This is a genomic window from Vibrio sp. 10N.286.48.C11, assembly GCF_041469805.1.
Classification (GTDB): Bacteria; Pseudomonadota; Gammaproteobacteria; order Enterobacterales; family Vibrionaceae; genus Vibrio; species Vibrio crassostreae_C.
In genome coordinates, this window is sequence record NZ_JBFRLK010000027.1 from 1 (window position 1) to 16,752 (window position 16,752).

At 44.9% G+C, this 16,752-nt stretch carries 17 protein-coding genes; 12 read left to right on the top strand and 5 right to left on the bottom strand.

Going from position 1 to position 16,752, the window contains the following annotated elements; genetic code table 11:
* Positions 1-84: 84 nt before the first annotated feature.
* Both AB4209_RS08670 and AB4209_RS08675 read right to left on the bottom strand, forming a co-directional pair.
* Positions 85-477, bottom strand: a complete 393-nt coding sequence (locus tag AB4209_RS08670; RefSeq protein ID WP_017066157.1) for a heme-binding protein — start codon at positions 475-477, stop codon at positions 85-87.
* A 9-nt stretch (positions 478-486) separates the two neighbouring features.
* Positions 487-1,497 (bottom strand): aldo/keto reductase family oxidoreductase, encoded by a 1,011-nt coding sequence (locus AB4209_RS08675; protein ID WP_017059146.1) that lies wholly within the window; start codon positions 1,495-1,497, stop codon positions 487-489.
* A 132-nt stretch (positions 1,498-1,629) separates the two neighbouring features.
* On the opposite strand from AB4209_RS08675, the gene AB4209_RS08680 reads away from it, so the two are divergent.
* Both AB4209_RS08680 and AB4209_RS08685 read left to right on the top strand, forming a co-directional pair.
* A complete protein-coding gene (locus tag AB4209_RS08680; RefSeq protein ID WP_102393873.1) occupies positions 1,630-2,514 on the top strand; it encodes a LysR family transcriptional regulator in 885 nt (294 codons plus the stop codon).
* Between the two features lie 307 nt (positions 2,515-2,821).
* Complete coding sequence (locus AB4209_RS08685) at positions 2,822-3,043, top strand: hypothetical protein (protein WP_017059142.1); 222 nt, start codon at positions 2,822-2,824, stop codon at positions 3,041-3,043.
* Between the two features lie 128 nt (positions 3,044-3,171).
* Here AB4209_RS08685 and AB4209_RS08690 read toward each other — a convergent pair whose 3' ends face one another.
* Positions 3,172-3,693 (bottom strand): DUF2058 domain-containing protein, encoded by a 522-nt coding sequence (locus AB4209_RS08690; protein WP_010441213.1) that lies wholly within the window; start codon positions 3,691-3,693, stop codon positions 3,172-3,174.
* Positions 3,694-4,108: 415 nt separating this feature from the next.
* Here AB4209_RS08690 and AB4209_RS08695 point away from each other — a divergent pair, with 415 nt between their 5' ends.
* Positions 4,109-5,443 carry a sphingomyelin phosphodiesterase gene (locus AB4209_RS08695; protein WP_372055563.1) on the top strand — a complete coding sequence of 445 codons (1,335 nt, stop codon included), beginning with the start codon at positions 4,109-4,111 and terminating at the stop codon, positions 5,441-5,443.
* Positions 5,444-5,482: 39 nt separating this feature from the next.
* Positions 5,483-6,433, top strand: a complete 951-nt coding sequence (locus AB4209_RS08700; RefSeq protein WP_372055573.1) for a chromosome partitioning protein ParA — start codon at positions 5,483-5,485, stop codon at positions 6,431-6,433.
* Between the two features lie 4 nt (positions 6,434-6,437).
* On the opposite strand, the gene AB4209_RS08705 is transcribed toward AB4209_RS08700, so the two are convergent.
* The gene (locus AB4209_RS08705; RefSeq protein WP_372055565.1) at positions 6,438-7,472 is read right to left on the bottom strand and encodes an AraC family transcriptional regulator; all 1,035 of its coding nucleotides are present in this window, start codon (positions 7,470-7,472) and stop codon (positions 6,438-6,440) included.
* 170 nt (positions 7,473-7,642) lie between these two features.
* Here AB4209_RS08705 and AB4209_RS08710 point away from each other — a divergent pair, with 170 nt between their 5' ends.
* The 7 genes from AB4209_RS08710 to purT all read left to right on the top strand — a co-directional run bounded on the left by AB4209_RS08710 (position 7,643) and on the right by purT (position 14,817).
* Positions 7,643-8,656, top strand: a complete 1,014-nt coding sequence (locus AB4209_RS08710) for a DUF2804 domain-containing protein (RefSeq protein WP_136974857.1) — start codon at positions 7,643-7,645, stop codon at positions 8,654-8,656.
* A gap of 87 nt (positions 8,657-8,743) precedes the next feature.
* The gene (locus AB4209_RS08715; RefSeq protein ID WP_136974856.1) at positions 8,744-9,592 is read left to right on the top strand and encodes a sterol desaturase family protein; all 849 of its coding nucleotides are present in this window, start codon (positions 8,744-8,746) and stop codon (positions 9,590-9,592) included.
* Between the two features lie 206 nt (positions 9,593-9,798).
* Complete coding sequence (gene sbcB / locus AB4209_RS08720) at positions 9,799-11,223, top strand: exodeoxyribonuclease I (RefSeq protein WP_017070926.1); 1,425 nt, start codon at positions 9,799-9,801, stop codon at positions 11,221-11,223.
* 25 nt (positions 11,224-11,248) lie between these two features.
* Positions 11,249-11,620 (top strand): CidA/LrgA family protein, encoded by a 372-nt coding sequence (locus tag AB4209_RS08725; protein WP_086713213.1) that lies wholly within the window; start codon positions 11,249-11,251, stop codon positions 11,618-11,620.
* 2 nt (positions 11,621-11,622) lie between these two features.
* Positions 11,623-12,300: an LrgB family protein gene (locus AB4209_RS08730; RefSeq protein ID WP_017059134.1), complete on the top strand. Its 678-nt coding sequence runs from the start codon at positions 11,623-11,625 to the stop codon at positions 12,298-12,300.
* A gap of 286 nt (positions 12,301-12,586) precedes the next feature.
* Positions 12,587-13,474, top strand: a complete 888-nt coding sequence (cdd, locus tag AB4209_RS08735; protein WP_017069825.1) for a cytidine deaminase — start codon at positions 12,587-12,589, stop codon at positions 13,472-13,474.
* 167 nt (positions 13,475-13,641) lie between these two features.
* Entirely contained in the window at positions 13,642-14,817 is a 1,176-nt protein-coding gene (purT, locus tag AB4209_RS08740) for a formate-dependent phosphoribosylglycinamide formyltransferase (RefSeq protein ID WP_372055567.1), read from the top strand.
* Positions 14,818-14,930: 113 nt separating this feature from the next.
* On the opposite strand, the gene AB4209_RS08745 is transcribed toward purT, so the two are convergent.
* Entirely contained in the window at positions 14,931-15,584 is a 654-nt protein-coding gene (locus AB4209_RS08745; protein WP_372055569.1) for a thiopurine S-methyltransferase, read from the bottom strand.
* A gap of 324 nt (positions 15,585-15,908) precedes the next feature.
* Between AB4209_RS08745 and AB4209_RS08750 the strand changes: the two genes are divergently transcribed.
* Entirely contained in the window at positions 15,909-16,685 is a 777-nt protein-coding gene (locus AB4209_RS08750; RefSeq protein ID WP_372055571.1) for a phosphoribosylglycinamide formyltransferase, read from the top strand.
* Positions 16,686-16,752: the final 67 nt, after the last annotated feature.

The window sequence follows — 16,752 nt, forward strand, 5'->3', positions numbered from 1 at the left end:
GCTTTAACTGATCGGCATTAATGCACATGCATCGGTTTTTTATTATCTGTTACTTCTAACTTCCATTACTTCACGAGCAACAGCTTAGAACACAAGTTGAATGACTTTTTCGGCAAGTGCTTCATCGTCGTCTTCACTTAATCCGCTGACACCAATAGCGCCAATCACCTGCCCATTTAATTCAATGGGAACACCGCCTTTAAAGCCAGTGATCTTTGGGTCAGTCCAGTAACTTAAGTCTTTACCAGTTTCTCTCGCCCAAGCACCTAAGTTACCGCTTGGCTGTCTATCTCTTGCAGATGTATAAGCTTTGTTCTGTGCTAACAATCCGGCTTGAACACTCACATTATCCATGCGAATAAACGCCAGTAACTCACCGTGCGTATCACACACGCTCACCGCGATTGCTTGTTGATTACGCTCAGCAATGTCTAGAGCGTTAGACACCAGTTGTTGCGCGATCTTTTGATTCAACATATTCATTCCTTATGGCAGTGCTTGACCACGTGAGTACACGTATAGGTTGTACCACTCTTCACGAGACAGGTTTATCTGAGTCGCGACTGCCGAAGCTTTGATTCGCTCTAGATTTGTGGTGCCAATTACAGGTTGGATACGAGCAGGGTGACGGAGCAAAAATGCCAACACAATCGCTTCACTTTCTACGCCATATTGGTTCGCTAACTGAGCCACGTAGTGCGCTGTCTTTTTCACGTTTTCATGTTCTGAATACAAACCTTGCTCAGCAAATCGGCCTTGTGCCAAACAGCCCCAAGCTTGCAGTTGGATGTTATTCAATTGGCAATGTTCAAGAGTGCCTGCGGCGAAGTCTGATTGATGGTGCCCTTGCGAGTTAATCATCACCCCATCATTCAACCAATCCAATTTGGCTAAGCTCATCTCAACTTGATTCGCGACGATGGGTTGCCCAAGCGCAGATTGCAGGTACTGAATTTGATGGCTGTTCATGTTCGACACACCAAAATAATCGACCTTACCTTGCGCTTTTAAGTTCTCTAACGTTCTTGCTAGCTCATCGAGTTCCATCAAAGGATCAGGGCGGTGCAATAACAGCACATCAAGCTTTTCAGTATTCAATCGATTGAGAATACCGTCTACCGATTGGCCTACCCAATCAGCCGAGAAATCATAACGACCAACATTGCCCTCGCCTTCAAAACGAATCCCACACTTAGATTGAATGAACATCTGTTCACGCAGATCAGGCGCTTGTTGTAATGCTTGACCAAAGGCTTGCTCAGCTTTGCTGAAGGTATAGATATCCGCATGGTCGAATAAGTTAATGCCCGATTCTAGTGCGGTGCCGATTACGCTTCGTGTTTGAGCAACATCCGCACTCGTCACTGGATTATCATTCCAGCCACCACCTAACCCCATGCAGCCATAGGCAATTTGCCCAACATTCGGTAGATAATTTGATAATGGGATACGTTTTTTGTCATTCGTTTTGTTTGTAGATTCAGTGCTGTTCGTCATATCGATTCTCGCTTAGAAGATTTGCTGACCAGAAATATGCCTCTATCATATTGTTCTTTTTAAAAAACAGAATATGCTAGTTGCGAAATGATTGTTTGATATGACGAACAATAGATTGGTAGGAACGCGCGAATGAACGAACACAAAAGAATAGAACGACTGATCCTGTTTGTAGAACTTGCTCAGCAACTCAACTTTACCAAGGCAGCCGAAAAGCTCGGTATCTCTAAGAGCTACCTTTCTGAACAGATCAAACGTTTAGAGAACGATTTACAGTGCCCGCTTTTGGTCAGAACCACTCGCAGTGTTCGTTTAACCCAAGAAGGCGAACGCGCGTTACAACAAGGCTTAACGATTCGCTCGCAAGTCTTACAGCTTGAACGCAGTGTTTCTGAGCAACACGACATCGTCAAAGGCCTATTACGCCTCACTGCGCCAAAGATGTTTACTGAGGTATATCTATTCGATATCTGCCAACAGTTTAGGCAGCAATACCCTGAGATTCGTTTCGAGATAAACAGTAGCTACACCAACTTTAATCTCAATCAAGATGATATCGATATCGCGTTTCGTGCCACCAATACGCCACCTGACAACATGGTGGCGAAACACTTGATTAGCTATCAACATGATTTAGTCGCGACTCCCGGTTATCTTAACCAATTTGGTCGCCCTACCAATGTGAGTGACTTAAGTGATCATCAATGCTTAGCAACTCTGCACCAAACCGAGTGGCCTTTAAAATCGGTAAATATTGATGTGTCCGGCTGGCTTTCAAGTAATGACAACCACCTGCTTAAGCAACAAGCTATGGCAGGCAGTGGCATCATCCGTATTGCAAGTTACTACGTTGCGAAAGAGGTCGAACTGGGAGAATTAGAGCGAGTGCTGCCTGATGAATGTCTGCAACAAGGCAACAGTATTTATCTGTTCTATCCGCAAGTTATTTATCCGGCAAAGAAACACCAAGTGTTCGTTAAATTTGTTCAGAATTACTTTGAAAGCTTAAGTCGATAAAATGATGCACAGCTCACTAGGGCTTGTTGGTTTCATCTGGCCAACATATTCGTCGTAGCGAGCTCTACTTCAACCTCTTCGGCTGAATGTGATACCAGTGAAAGTCGACTATATGGCCGATCTACTTTCAAGCCTACTCGTCCTAGTTCTTTTATTTTTTCTTGCTCTTACATTTACATTAATACCTAAGCATTCACTCTACGAATCGTTTTTTATTGACTTAAAAATGAAATCATAACGACACACTAATTTGCGTAACTTAGGGTGCAAATAGGCAATCAGATTACAGTGCCTATCAGGAGGATGTATGAAACCAAATCGATCTACGGTACTCACTGGACATGTAAAACACTGCCCATGCTGCTCTACCGAACTGGTCATCAAAGACCACATTCACGTTTGCCCGCGCAATGAAATTGGCGACTGTTACTTCGATGGCTATGACCAACACGAACAGCGCGCTAATACCGATTTTATCGATCATGCAAGTGCCAATGATAGCCTTGTTTACGGCATGTCAGAACACTAAGCTTTATTCAAGATTTGTTGAAGTCATTTCGCGCCAAAAAAAATGCAGCGCCAATCGAGTGATTGTTCGCTGCATTCTTAGATCCTGTAAACTTAGCTAACCATTAAAATGGAGCTAGGTAAAACGGATTACCACATTAGATCATCTGGGATCACGAAGTCTTTGTACGGGTCATCTTCGTCTACTTCGTCTGTGCTACCTGCCTGCGTATCAACGATAGATTCTTCGTCGCGCATAGCAATCTTGTTCGCTACTGCTGTTGGAATAACAACATAGCTCTCGCCTTGACGAGCAATACTTAGAATGCCTTTACTTAGTTGCTTTTGAGTCAGCTCTTCTACGTAAAGATATTTAACTAGCGTACCGTCGGTGAAGTTGTATTTGATCTCACCGTTCTTCTGTTCGATCTTGTTCATCTCAATCAGTTGCTTCACTTGAGCTTTAATTTCTTTGCTCAACTGTTGTTCTTTCAACTGTTGGTTTAGCTCTTTGTCTTTCGCTTGCTGCGCCAGTTTAGTTTCTTCAGCTGCCGCTTTTGCTTCACGAGACTGAACGCGAGACTTTTTAGAGCCTTTCTTCGCCTTCTTTAATTTTTTCTCATTTACCAAGCCAGCTTTAAGCATCTGCTCTTGGAGTGTTAACTTTGCCATGACTTTCCCAGTTCAGGATTAAAAACGGCACTATCATACCTGTTTTTGAGGTTTCTGTTTACTGAACAAGAGTAAATTACAGAACAATCGCAAAATTTATGCTGATAGCTCTAAGCTGTGTCCATATTCCCTTCTTGTTGCTCACAACCTCCACTTTACCGCGACACACAGTTTTCACTTAAGCACGCCAATATTGGCTGTTCCACCGACTCGAAAGCATTAACTGACCCTATTATTCGCGCGCGTACCACTTATCATTCCGATAAGACAATATGTTAATTTTCAATGGTTAATCAATTTTATAAAACCTTGGCATATATCTCATATTTGAATAAATGCCATAGAGTTATAACTCCAATATAATAACTCTTGACTACGTTATTCTAGACATCAATCAATAAGGATAACGTAAACGATGAAAACTCAATGGACTTGGTTAGCTGCACTTGTGGCATCCACATCAATCGCTTCGACCTCTGCGATCGCAGACACCGACGTGTATCTCACCAATAACACCAATCAAGTGATGACCATTCAAGCCAACCACACTGGTATCGACCTGCTTCAACTTGGGGATGAGTGGCAACAGCATGTTGAACAGATTGCTCCTTGGGAGACGAAGAAGCTGATCAGTTTTAACCGCTGGACTGGTGTGAAATCTGGGAAGACCTATGAGTTTGACACTGTGATATCGAACGCTGTGGGCGAGAGTGTCACGCTCAACCAAACCATGAAGGGACATTGGTATAACTCGACACTGCAACATGGTTTGAGTGCTGCAGACGTCAACCTAACATTGCATGACGATCGTAATATTCATCGCAGCACAACCGATGCCTTCGGGGTCAACGCAGAGCTAGCCCTCAAAGCCGATTCTACAGCGCGCTACGATGATATTTATTACACCATCACCCCTCCAAAAGTGGATGAGCAACCAGAGCCGGATGCCAATACACTCAAGGTCATGACCTACAACATCTGGGCGCTGCCTGCCATCGCTTCGCATATTGGTGATCGCTACGATCTTATCCCTCAATACGTAAAAGGCTACGACGTGTTGGCGCTGCAAGAGGTGTTTGCTAACGGCAGAGATGAATTCTTGCGTGAACTTGCAAAAGAGTACCCGTACCAAACCAAAATGCTCGATAAAGATGGGATTAACATCTATGACGGTGGCGTGGTCATTGTGAGCCGCTACCCTATTGTCAACGAAGCGCAATACGTGTTCCCTGATTGTACAGGCACAGATTGTTTCGCTGATAAGGGCGTGAATTACGCTGAGGTCATCAAAAATGGTCAGGCTTACCATGTGTTTGGCACTCACACCGCGTCGTTCGATACGGATACCGCTCGTGACTACCGACAGCGTCAATTTAAACAGATGCCTCAGCTTGCTCAATCACTGGAAATAGCAACCTCAGAAACGGTTATTTACAGCGGTGACTTCAATGTGAACAAGCTGAAGTTCCCAGGCGACTACCAACAGATGTTTGCTAACCTGCAGGCTGATGAACCAACCTACTCTGGTTACACCGCGTCTACCTTTGACCCACGCATCAACAACTTTGCGGGCGAACCTATGTCGGGTGGTGAGAATGTTGAGTATCTCGATTATGTGTTAGTAAGCTCGGAATATGCAGCCAAAACGCATAACGACAATCGCGTGGATGTTCCAAGATCAACAAGCAGTGAATTATGGAAGCACTACAACCTTTCAGACCACTTCCCTGTTAGTGCCGTGATCAAGTAACTCGGTGAACCCATAATGCATCGAGTTATATTAATCCTAATGCTCGTCTTAACGGCGAGCATTATTGGCTATTCGTGGTCATCAAAAACGAACGAAACAGCGCTATCTTCTGCTCAACACACAGAACCTAAGCCGCGTGTTTCTACGACAACTAATGACGATAATTCCACGCCTACTGCAACCGCTAGTTCGGAAAACTCCGCATCGCACAGCAATCAAGCCCAAGCTGGAGCACTGGACGGTAAAATTCTTGCTGAAAACTTGAGTGAGCTTGAAGGCAAGGCTTTGTTCGATGAACTCGATGGGTTCTGGAAGCTTTGCCAACAACGTGATGACTGCGCAGAGCAACTCGCACGATTGAAATCAGAATTGCCGGGCATATGGTTTGAGTTACTGAGCGACTATCCGCAGCTATCGGCTGACTGGCAATTAACACAAAGCACTATCCCACTTGAATCCATAGAGACTCTTGAAGATCGTGTTGCCTTATTCAAGCAATCTGCACAACAAGTATGGGGAGAGTTGGCCCACCAGCTATTCGCTGACCAGTTTGCTCATCTGGATTTTACGCTTGACGCTAACACCCTTGAAAAGAACGAAGCGAGCCAGTTTTTGGCCAACTATCAAGATTTGCTTAGTGAATGGCAAAACAATACGGGCACGTTAAACGCCGAAACACAGCTTCAAAAATATGAACTGGCAGTATCTTTGATACCCAGCAGCTATAGCCCTGCTGAAGTAGCATCAGTCAAAGCCGACCTTCAAGATGCCTACTTAGATGAAGCGCAGGCCAGCAACATTGCCGCGCGAGAACAACAAGTCGCACAACAGCAACAAACCGTGATGAGTTATCACGAGCAACTGGATCAGCTCAAAGCGACCTTAGACTCTCAGCGCTCATCAAGTTATGCCACTTGGACTCAACAAGATTGGGACAGTTATTATCAACAGCAAGTCACCGATTTCAGGGAGCAGTTCTTTAGCAAGTAACGCCTTAACTTAAACCATCACGAAACTGAGCGGGCGTTTTATTGAGCCAACCTTTAAACGCCCTTCTGAAATTTGCAGGGTCGCTATAACCGAGCCTTTCACCGATGTCATCAATGCTCATGGTTGTGCCGAGTAATAGCTCTTTGGCCAGCTCCACTCGAACTTCGGTAAGCAATATTTGGTAACTGGATTCATGGGTCACTAGCTCTCGCCTGAGTGTACGAGAGCTACAACCAAACTCATCCGCGAGTTGTTCAATATTCGGGAAATTACCTGCGGTTTGATAAAAGATCGTTTTGATCTGATTAGTCAGCAGATGCTCAGAGTCCAACGTTTCGACTATCGACTGGCAAGACGCAAGATAGCGCTTCAGTGTCGCTGCATCATGAGTCAATAAGGTTTGCGACAAAACCGATACATCAAAACGCAGTTCACAATGGCTCTGCTCAAAAACTACAGGGCACTGGAAACGATCGTCATAGAGCTTGGCGTAATTAGTGCGTGTATAAGGCAAAGCCAAAATATGAATATCCAACTCATGACCAGTCAGCTCTTTGAATAAAGAGACGATTGAACTCAAGAAATATTCACTGCAGAAAGGAAGCAGATCGCCCACTTCCAAGGTGTTCTCAATCTGAATCACTGCATGCTCGGAATCTAGAAACAATTTAACCGAGAAAATAGGACCGTTCAGGCGCAGATATTTAAAGCCCGACTTGATGGCCTCCCCGACATTTTGACTGGTCGATAGCGCATAACCCAACACACCAAAGTGGCTCAAGCTAGCGTGTTCCCCCAGCCAAAGCCCTAAGCCATCGTGAGGAAAGCTCTGATTCACCACGCTAAATAACGCTAGTTTATCAGCGTAAGTCAGCTTTCCATTCGGGTCTCGCCAATCTATGTTCGGCAAACCCACATCATTGAGTAGCCTTTCAATATCGATACCTCGTTGCTCTAGCGTATTCAACAGCAGCGCGATATCTAATGTACCCAACTGGTGCCTATGTCCGGTTGGCTTATACTCCGCGATAATCTCCAATCGTCTCTCCTTATATCGAGCCCATTCCCATCAACATGACTACTCAGCCTTAACAACACATGCTGACAAAATCGTGATTGGTAACGCGCTCTTGTCCGAATATGACCTCCCAATTCTACGCTACTCATCGCACAATGGCTTTAATTGTTAAAATAATGTGAACCATCGCAATGATAAAAACCAACCCTGCCCCACACAGTTTGATTGATTCTAATGGTCAGCCGATCATTGGGCATTTCGATGGCATCCTTAAACACCTAAACATCGAGAACTTTGACTACCGAAACTCGATGGATTCAAAAGCAAACCCTTGGCAGAAGCACTTCCACTATAAGCAATTCCAGTTTGTCAGCATCGTCACCGACACACACATTATCGGCGTCGCTATCGCGGATATTCGCTACTTAGGCTCGGCATTTTGTTATCTGTACGACATAGAAAACAACCATCTGCAAGAGTCATCTTGGTTGAGGCCATTAGGGTTTGATAAGCATGTAACGCCTTCACCATTTGAAGGAAAGACAAGCATTGCAGATCAAAGCATTGCTTTCTATATCGAGGGCGGACAATGGCGAGTTCGCTTGAATACGAAATTCATCAAGGCCGATATTTCTTTAGAGCCTGAAACCGACAGCTTGCCCATGGCGATGTGCAGCCCAACGGGTTATTCAGGTTGGACTTACACCCAAAAGCACAATGCTTTGCGCATCAGCGGTGAAATCCAAATCAAGGGAGAATCACTCGTTCTCGAACAAGCTCGTGCCGGTTATGACTTTTCAGCGGGTTACATGAGACGTGAAACCAGTTGGCGCTGGGCAAGCATCAACACGCAATCCAATGGGACAGATATTGGCTTGAACCTCGCAGCAGGCGTCAATGAAACCGGAGGCTGCGAGAACGTTTTATGGATCAATGGAACTCGGCACTTACTTAACCCGGTACAGTTTGCGTTTAGTCGCCAAGACACCAATTTACCTTGGCAGATAACATCACAAGATGGACGTATAAACCTGACCTTTACGCCCTTAAATAATCGCAGCGAAAAGCTCAATTTATGGCTGTTAAAAAGTAACTTTCGTCAGTTCATTGGTCACTTTTCTGGCTCGATTGAAGACAACAATGGAGTGACACATCAACTCGATGGTGTTCTTGGCCTAACAGAAGATCACTTTGCTCGCTGGTAGCGAAATTTTGCTAACTGAATTTCAGGCGAGCAAGTCTAAGTAAACTTGATACTAAGAACGCGTATGGCGTCTCAACAAGGATAAAACATGAATATCGACGCATTAATCAATTACCCAGAATGGCTACTGCTGGTATTAGCGCCCTTGTTCGTGGTGTGCATGTTGGCTGAGTATTTTATCGGTCAGAAGCAAGGTCGACTGCCTGATAACTCCAGCTATAAGCTTTCAGAAGTGATGTGTAATTTCACGCTGGCGGGAATGCATCAACTCTCCGATTTGCTCACCGGGTTATTGGTCGTGCAGCTGTATCTCTGGATGTTTGGTTGGCGCTTAATGGACATTGAAATGGGCGTGCTGAGTTTTGTTGTATTGATGGTGTTGCAAGACTTTTACTATTACTGGTTCCACAGAGCAAGCCATCGTGTTCGCTGGATGTGGGCAGCACACGTGGCACACCACAGTTCAGAAAGCATGAACTTCAGTACGGCTTTCCGTCAAAGCTTAATGTATCCACTTGCTGGGATGTGGCTTTTCTGGATACCGTTGGTCATCATAGGTTTTGCCCCTAAGTGGGTCATCTTTGTGGTGCTTCTCAATCTAGGTTTGCAGTTCTTCGTCCATACACAATGGATACGAAGCTTGGGGCCACTTGAATACATCTTTAATACCCCTTCTCATCATCGAGTACATCACGGCAAAAACCCGCAATACATTGATAAGAACTACGCCGGCGTTCTTATTATCTGGGATAAGTTATTTGGTACATTCGAACCTGAAGTTGAAACTGTACGTTATGGCGTCACCAAACCCGTGAACAGTTTTAATCCGATAGTGGTCACCTTTCAAGAATGGAAGGCCATATTCAAAGATTTGAAGAACCGAGAGTTAACCATGAAGCAGAAAGTCCAGTTGATACTCTCGCCTCCATCGGATTAAACGGACGATAGACAGATTGTATTAACTAAGAAACCGCCTCAATTGGTTTCAAAACCTTCCCCACTGACTCGATTGAATAGTAAAGCACCGTTTTCCGGCAATTTATTTGTGATCTGGGTTGCACGCGTACCGCATACTATCAGATACTGAACAAAACTAACCTTCAGCCACAGTAAACGTTCCGCGCTTGCTGTTCAGGAAATTCAATGAGTTCAGATAATCAGCCAACCTACTTCTTTTTCGATTACGAAACATGGGGCGTTAGCCCAGCAAAAGACCGTCCGAGTCAGTTTGCGGGTGTTCGTACCGACCAAGATTTCAATGTTATTGGAGAGCCTCTGGTTATCTATTGCCAACCTCCCGCTGATTACCTCCCTGCGCCTGAAGCTGCACTGATCACCCGTATCACACCACAAAAAGCGGCTTCACAAGGTCTTCCTGAACCAGAGTTTATCGCTAAGATCCATGCTGAGTTAGCCAAACCAAACACCACAAGCCTTGGCTACAACAGTATTCGATTTGATGATGAAGTAACGCGTTACACCTGTTACCGAAACTTCATCGACCCATATGCGTGGAGCTGGCAGAATGGCAACTCTCGTTGGGATTTATTAGATGTAATGCGCGCTGTTCACGCACTGCGTCCTGAAGGCATTGTTTGGCCAGAGAACGAAGAAGGTTACCCAAGCTTCAAACTGGAACACCTATCTGTGGCAAACGGCATTGAACACGAGAACGCGCACGATGCGATGGCCGATGTTATTGCGACCATCGAGTTAGCGAAGAAGCTGAAAGCTGCGCAACCTAAGATGTTCGATTACCTTTACAACATGCGTCATAAGCGTAAGCTGAATGATCTGGTTGATATCGTAAACATGACACCATTAATGCACGTTTCAGGCATGTTTGGCCGTGACTGCAACTACACCAGCTGGATTGTGCCTATGGCTTGGCACCCAACCAATCAAAATGCGGTTATCGTGGTTGATTTAGCCAAAGATCCAAGCCCACTGTTAGAACTGGACGCTGATGAACTCAGAGAAAGGCTCTATACCAAACGCAGTGAACTGGGTGAAGACGAACTACCCGTACCCATCAAATTGGTTCAGCTAAACAAGTGCCCTATTCTTGCTCCAGCCAAAACGCTAACGGCTGAAAATGCTGAAACCATCGGTATCGATCGCCAACAATGCCTGAAAAACTTGGCACTGCTGCGCGAACACCCAGAGATCCGCGAAAAACTGATCGGCCTGTATTCACAAGAGCGCGAGTACGAAAAGAGTGATGATGTTGATACACACCTTTACGACGGTTTCTTTTCACCTGCTGATAAAACAGCGATGAACATCATTCGCGAAACTGACCCGAACAACTTGGCGGCTTTGGATATCACCTTCAGTGACGAACGAATTAAACCGTTACTGTTCCGTTACCGTGCGCGTAACTTCCCATGGACGCTCGACGAAGCTGAGCAATTGAAATGGGCGAACCATTGTCGTGAGTTTTATGAGTGCCGTTTAGAAGAGTACATGCTCAACCTTGAAAACCTCGCGCACGAACATGAAAGTGACGAGAAGAAAATGGCTATCTTGAAGGCGGTTTATCAATACGTAGAAAAGTTAGCTAGCTAATTCCATTATCAAGAGACGTAACACTTTGAAAGAAAGATTGATCCAACTGGTTTACTGCTTAATCTCCTTCACCTTAATCATAGGTGCACTTACAGCAGGTAACGCGTTACAGCACTTTTTGGATACCTCAATTCCAGGCAGTATTTTTGGCATGTTGATTCTGTTTGCCGCAATGGTGATTGGTATTGTGCCTTCGCATTGGGTACAGCCCGGTGCAAGTTTGATTATCCGCCTAATGATCTTACTGTTCGTTCCGATCAGTGTTGGGTTGATGGATCACTTCGAAATGCTCATCGCGAATGCATTGCCTATTATGGCGAGCGCGGTGGGTGGCACGCTCATCGTATTAGTATCTTTATCATGGTTCTTAGACCGCTTGCTGGCGAGAGGTAAATAATCATGTGGATTCTATTAACTATCGTGGTGTTTCTGTTTGCTCGCTGGGTAAGTCAAAAAGTAAACTCGCCGCTGTGTAACCCCCTGCTTATCAGCATTGGTATCATCATTCCGATTCTCACGTTCTTTAGAGTACCGTTTGAGACTTACTATGCTGACAACACTTGGATTACCTACATGCTGCAGCCTGCGGTTGTTGCACTTGCTTACCCACTTTATGAGCAGCTACCTCAAATCAGAGCCAACTGGCGCATCATTACCTTTGCGTGCACGCTAGGCAGTGTGATGTCGATGACAACAACGGCAGTGATCGCAGTAGCATTTAAAGCGGACTTAACTTTGATTGCGAGCTTGTTAGGCAAATCAGTCACCACGCCAATTGCAATGGAAGTATCGAGCCATTTAGGTGGTGAAGCAGCGATTGCGGCAATACTGGTATTGATTGTGGGTCTATTTGGGGCAATTTTTGCTTACCCAATCTACAACCTCATTGGTATTAAGAGCCCGATCGCCCGTGGTTTAACCATGGGTACCGTGTCTCACGCTTTAGGCACCGCGACTTGTGCGGAAAAGAATCAGGAAGATGCAGCATTCAGTTCTTTGGCTCTTGTGCTTTGTGGCGTCATTACCTCAATCATCGCACCGAGTATATTTTCGCTCGTGGTTTGGTTCTACTCTTAACCTAAACGATCACTACGCGATTCAGCCCAACCAGAATGCTGTTTATTACAGTGTCTGTTTGGGCTTTTTATTCGCATTTATTTAGCAATAGCAGTCAAGTCACGGTCTTTTACGAGCAATAAGTGCGATATCAGCTGTATAAATGGCTCTTGTAATCGATTTCAAGTGTGACCTCACTCTAATTATGCAAACCAATGTAACAACAACAACGCAGTAGTGATAAAGGTCACAGAAAATTCCTGAGCATTGCATAGAATTAAAGCCTAAGGTCAATTAAGGATTCAACATGAACAGTCGTATTACCCTGGCGCTGGAAAGTGCTCCAACAGCAATCAAAGCACTTTTGAGTGACATCGTATTAGCAGACAACTTTGACGCGACATTGTCTCCAGAACAATTTGCTAGCCTACTGCAAGCAAGTGGTCTAGCGGATGACGAGCTACGTATTGCGCTACTTCCTTTTGCCGCAGCGTATTCTTACGCTCCGTTATCTGACTTTTATGTTGGTGCTATCGTGCGTGGTTTGTCTGGTACTCTGTATTTTGGTGCAAACCTTGAAATCGCTGGTGCTCAACTTGGTCAAACCGTTCACGCTGAGCAATCTGCAATCAGCCACGCTTGGATGAAAGGCGAACTAGGTATCTCAGATATCACCATAAACTTCAGTCCTTGTGGTCACTGTCGTCAATTCATGAACGAACTGACCACAGCAAAAGAACTTAAAGTTCAGCTTCCACAACGTGATGAAATGTCTCTGCAAGAGTACCTACCAGACTCATTCGGCCCTGCTGATTTAGGTGTGACGACTGGCCTAATGACTAAGCTTGATCATAAGTACACGACCGAAGAAACAACGCCTATTGTTGTAGAAGCGCTAGCAGCACTAAACCGCAGCCATGCTCCTTACACCAAAAACCTAAGTGGTGTTTCACTGCAATTGACGTCGGGTGAGATTTTCACCGGTGCTTACGCTGAAAACGCAGCGTTCAACCCGAGCTTACCTCCTCTACAAGTGGCGTTGATTCAACTTAAACTGGCTGGCTTCGATTTTGAACAGATTGAAAGTGCAGCGTTGGTTGAAATTGCCGAAGGTAGCATCAGTCACCTAGCGGATACGCAATCTACATTAGAAGCGATTAATCCCGACATTCCAGTGACTTACTTAGCAATCTAAGTACATCTAGTTAACAATAATTTAAATAAGCAGCCCTATTTAACGGGGCTGCTTTTTTTATACTTGTAATTAACGTAGCAACTTGCGCAAACGTTTGCTTTTGTCATTTAAATAAGTATGATCACCCCGTTTTCAATCAATCGTTTAAAAGATCGGAAGGAATTTCTATGTTTGGTACCGCTACTCGTGAAAATGCTACTCGTGTACTTCTATTAGGTTCAGGTGAACTCGGCAAAGAAGTTGCTATCGAGTGCCAACGTTTAGGTTTGGAAGTTATTGCTTGTGATCGTTATGCAGACGCACCAGCAATGCAAGTTGCACATCGTAGTCATGTATTAGACATGTTAGACGGCGATGCACTGCAAGCAGTCATTGAACTTGAAAAACCAGATTATGTGGTTCCTGAAATTGAAGCTATTGCCACCAGCAAGTTGGTAGAGCTGGAAGCGCAAGGTTTAAATGTCGTTCCCACTGCAAATGCGACTAAGCTAACGATGAACCGCGAAGGTATCCGTCGCCTAGCTGCAGAAGAGCTAAAGCTGAGCACTTCTCCTTACCGCTTTGCAGACACCTTTGAAGATTTCTCAGCCGCTGTTGAATTCGTGGGCATGCCTTGCGTTGTTAAGCCAGTAATGAGCTCTTCAGGTAAAGGCCAAAGCGTTATCAAAACAGAGGAAGACATTCAGAAGTCTTGGGACTACGCACAAGAAGGCGGTCGTACTGGCGCGGGTCGTGTAATCGTTGAAGGCTTCATCGACTTCGATTACGAAATTACGCTACTTACCGTTCGCGCAGTCGACGGTGTTCACTTCTGTGCGCCTATCGGTCACCGCCAAGAAGACGGTGATTACCGCGAATCATGGCAGCCACAGGTCATGTCTGACAACGCACTTAAAGCGGCGCAATACACGGCAGAGCAAGTGGTTAACACATTAGGCGGTCACGGCATCTTTGGTGTTGAACTGTTCGTTAAAGGCGACCACGTGATCTTCAATGAAGTCTCCCCTCGCCCACATGATACTGGCTTGGTTACTCTGATGTCTCAAGACTCATCGGAATTTGCACTACACGTACGCGCATTTACAGGTATGCCGATCAAATCAATTACTCAGTATGGCCCTTGTGCCTCTGCCGTAATCCTTGGTCAAGGCACATCAACGAATATCCGCTTTGAAGGCCTTGCAGAAGCGCTAGACGCACCACAAACGCAAGTTCGCTTGTTTGGTAAGCCTGATATCGATGGTCGCCGTCGTCTTGGTGTGGCGCTTACTCGTCGCAACAGCACTGAGACAGCGATTGAAGATGCAATTGAGAGCGCGTCAAAAGTAAAAGTGATTTACTAACCTGCTATTCAATTCTGAACAATCACGAGTTCAAATCTGAACCATAAAAAGACGGGCTATCGAGCCCGTCTTTTTGTTGGTGTTATCTGTTCGCTTAACTAAGCAGACTGAACTTAAGCGTCTGACTCAATCAAATACACTTCTTCACAGAAGCGAGACAAGCCTTTCTTAGCAATCTTCGGATGTTCATCGTTCGCTATATCTTGATTCAACAATGTAATTTTGTATCCTGCAAACAATTGAGCAATCTCTAACTTAGGTACGCTAAACGGAGGCCCAGCCATTTCGCTTTGATCATAATCCAGAGTCACCAGAAGGATCTTACCGTCCGGTTTCAGCAGTTGTTTTAAGCGCTCTACGTACTGCACTCGCATCTCTTCAGGCAATGCGACTAAAGACGCGCGATCATAAATGGTATCGACAGGTTGGATTGGCGCTGAAAAGTAATCGCCCGTGTAGATGTTCAGTTCATCGAATTGGTAGAGCTCGTGCTGACCGCTAATTTGAGTCACAGTCGGGGTATAAAGGTGCTCTGCAAAAAATGCGCGAACCGCAATCTGGCTTAACTCGACACCTTGAACATCTTCATGCTTTGAAGCTAGCCAAATCAGATCTTCACTTTTGCCACAAAGTGGAACAAACACACTCTTCTCGTAGCTAGGCTCAGTCTTTTCCCAAAATTTAATCAGAAGTGGGTTTACATCTTCGAGGTGGAAACCAATTTGGTTGGCTGCCCATTTATTGTGCCAAAATTCAGGATTATTCATCTTTCGTTCATGTTAAACAGTCATAATGCAAGGGTACAGTATAGAGAGGTAAGAGCAACCTTAGCTTGGTTTAAAGTACTAAATTGATTTCGATAAAATCAGAAACTGGCTAAGTTCAAAGTTCTGATAATTGCGGAACTAACGGTTGGGTTATTTGGCTATATCTTCACATTTTAAAGCAATATTAAACGTTAGAATTGGTTTCTGTCTTAGCTAGCCTCATTTAATATGTAGTGAAATTAGTTAAGCTGTTTTTACTCTTGTGCGTTACTGGTTACCCCTTTTGACTACCCGTTTTTTGTAACCTTGTATTTTGGAGTTTGAATGAGTGTATTTCTCCGTACGACGGCCCTAATGCTTTTGGTATTGAGCCGAGCGCCTGCATTCGCAGCAGCACCTGTTTCAACAAGTTCAACAGATCAAACGCGCACTCCTGCGCAAAACCAAGTATCTTCAAACGTATTCCGTCATAGTTTGAGCGGCCTTTACGGCATCAAAGCCTTCGACTCACGCCCGACTCAGCCTTACACCGACTTCGATATTTTGTACAGCAAAGCGCATCAAGGCCAAGCTGAACTAGAAACTATCTGTAAAAGTACTGCCCTACTCACCAATTCTGAAGCGCTATTTGCTGGCGTTAAATCTCAAGCTCGCGCAGAAGAAAAAATCGCCCTTGAGCTTGATGGTGATGTGACAAAAATTACCGACTTAGCCCGTGCAACTATCATCGCGAACGATGTAGAGAGCTTGGTTGAAGTTTACGAAGCGCTAAGCCGTGAAGCAGACGTTGTTAAGCTGAAAAATAAGTTTAAATCGCCGGCTGACTCTGGTTACCGTGACCTTAACTTGTTGGTTCGTTTGCCTAAAACCAACATCATTGCAGAGGTTCAACTTCACTTAAAAGCGATTGCTGATGTGAAAAGTGGTCCTGAGCACGAGCTGTACGAAATTATCCAAGGTATTGAGCGTCACGCAATTGCAGAACATCGCCCAATCAACGATATCGAAGCGGCACAAGTCAATAGCCTACGACGCCAATCTTTAGAGCTTTACCAACAAGCATGGCAACCGTACATTACAACGCACATTAAAGCGGCTTAACACATAGATAGGCTATTCCAATAAACATCACAAGGGCTGCACTCGCAGTAATGCCGATCAGTTAAAG

Excerpts from the sequence above, each read along its gene's own strand:
- AB4209_RS08670 (WP_017066157.1), bottom strand. The coding sequence starts at position 477 with ATGTTGAATCAAAAGATCGCGCAACAACTGGTGTCTAACGCTCTAGAC.
- AB4209_RS08675 (WP_017059146.1), bottom strand. The coding sequence starts at position 1,497 with ATGACGAACAGCACTGAATCTACAAACAAAACGAATGACAAAAAACGT.
- AB4209_RS08680 (WP_102393873.1), top strand. The coding sequence starts at position 1,630 with ATGAACGAACACAAAAGAATAGAACGACTGATCCTGTTTGTAGAACTT.
- AB4209_RS08685 (WP_017059142.1), top strand. The coding sequence starts at position 2,822 with ATGAAACCAAATCGATCTACGGTACTCACTGGACATGTAAAACACTGC.
- AB4209_RS08690 (WP_010441213.1), bottom strand. The coding sequence starts at position 3,693 with ATGGCAAAGTTAACACTCCAAGAGCAGATGCTTAAAGCTGGCTTGGTA.
- AB4209_RS08695 (WP_372055563.1), top strand. The coding sequence starts at position 4,109 with ATGAAAACTCAATGGACTTGGTTAGCTGCACTTGTGGCATCCACATCA.
- AB4209_RS08700 (WP_372055573.1), top strand. The coding sequence starts at position 5,483 with ATGCTCGTCTTAACGGCGAGCATTATTGGCTATTCGTGGTCATCAAAA.
- AB4209_RS08710 (WP_136974857.1), top strand. The coding sequence starts at position 7,643 with ATGATAAAAACCAACCCTGCCCCACACAGTTTGATTGATTCTAATGGT.
- AB4209_RS08715 (WP_136974856.1), top strand. The coding sequence starts at position 8,744 with ATGAATATCGACGCATTAATCAATTACCCAGAATGGCTACTGCTGGTA.
- sbcB (WP_017070926.1), top strand. The coding sequence starts at position 9,799 with ATGAGTTCAGATAATCAGCCAACCTACTTCTTTTTCGATTACGAAACA.
- AB4209_RS08730 (WP_017059134.1), top strand. The coding sequence starts at position 11,623 with ATGTGGATTCTATTAACTATCGTGGTGTTTCTGTTTGCTCGCTGGGTA.
- cdd (WP_017069825.1), top strand. The coding sequence starts at position 12,587 with ATGAACAGTCGTATTACCCTGGCGCTGGAAAGTGCTCCAACAGCAATC.
- purT (WP_372055567.1), top strand. The coding sequence starts at position 13,642 with ATGTTTGGTACCGCTACTCGTGAAAATGCTACTCGTGTACTTCTATTA.
- AB4209_RS08745 (WP_372055569.1), bottom strand. The coding sequence starts at position 15,584 with ATGAATAATCCTGAATTTTGGCACAATAAATGGGCAGCCAACCAAATT.
- AB4209_RS08750 (WP_372055571.1), top strand. The coding sequence starts at position 15,909 with ATGAGTGTATTTCTCCGTACGACGGCCCTAATGCTTTTGGTATTGAGC.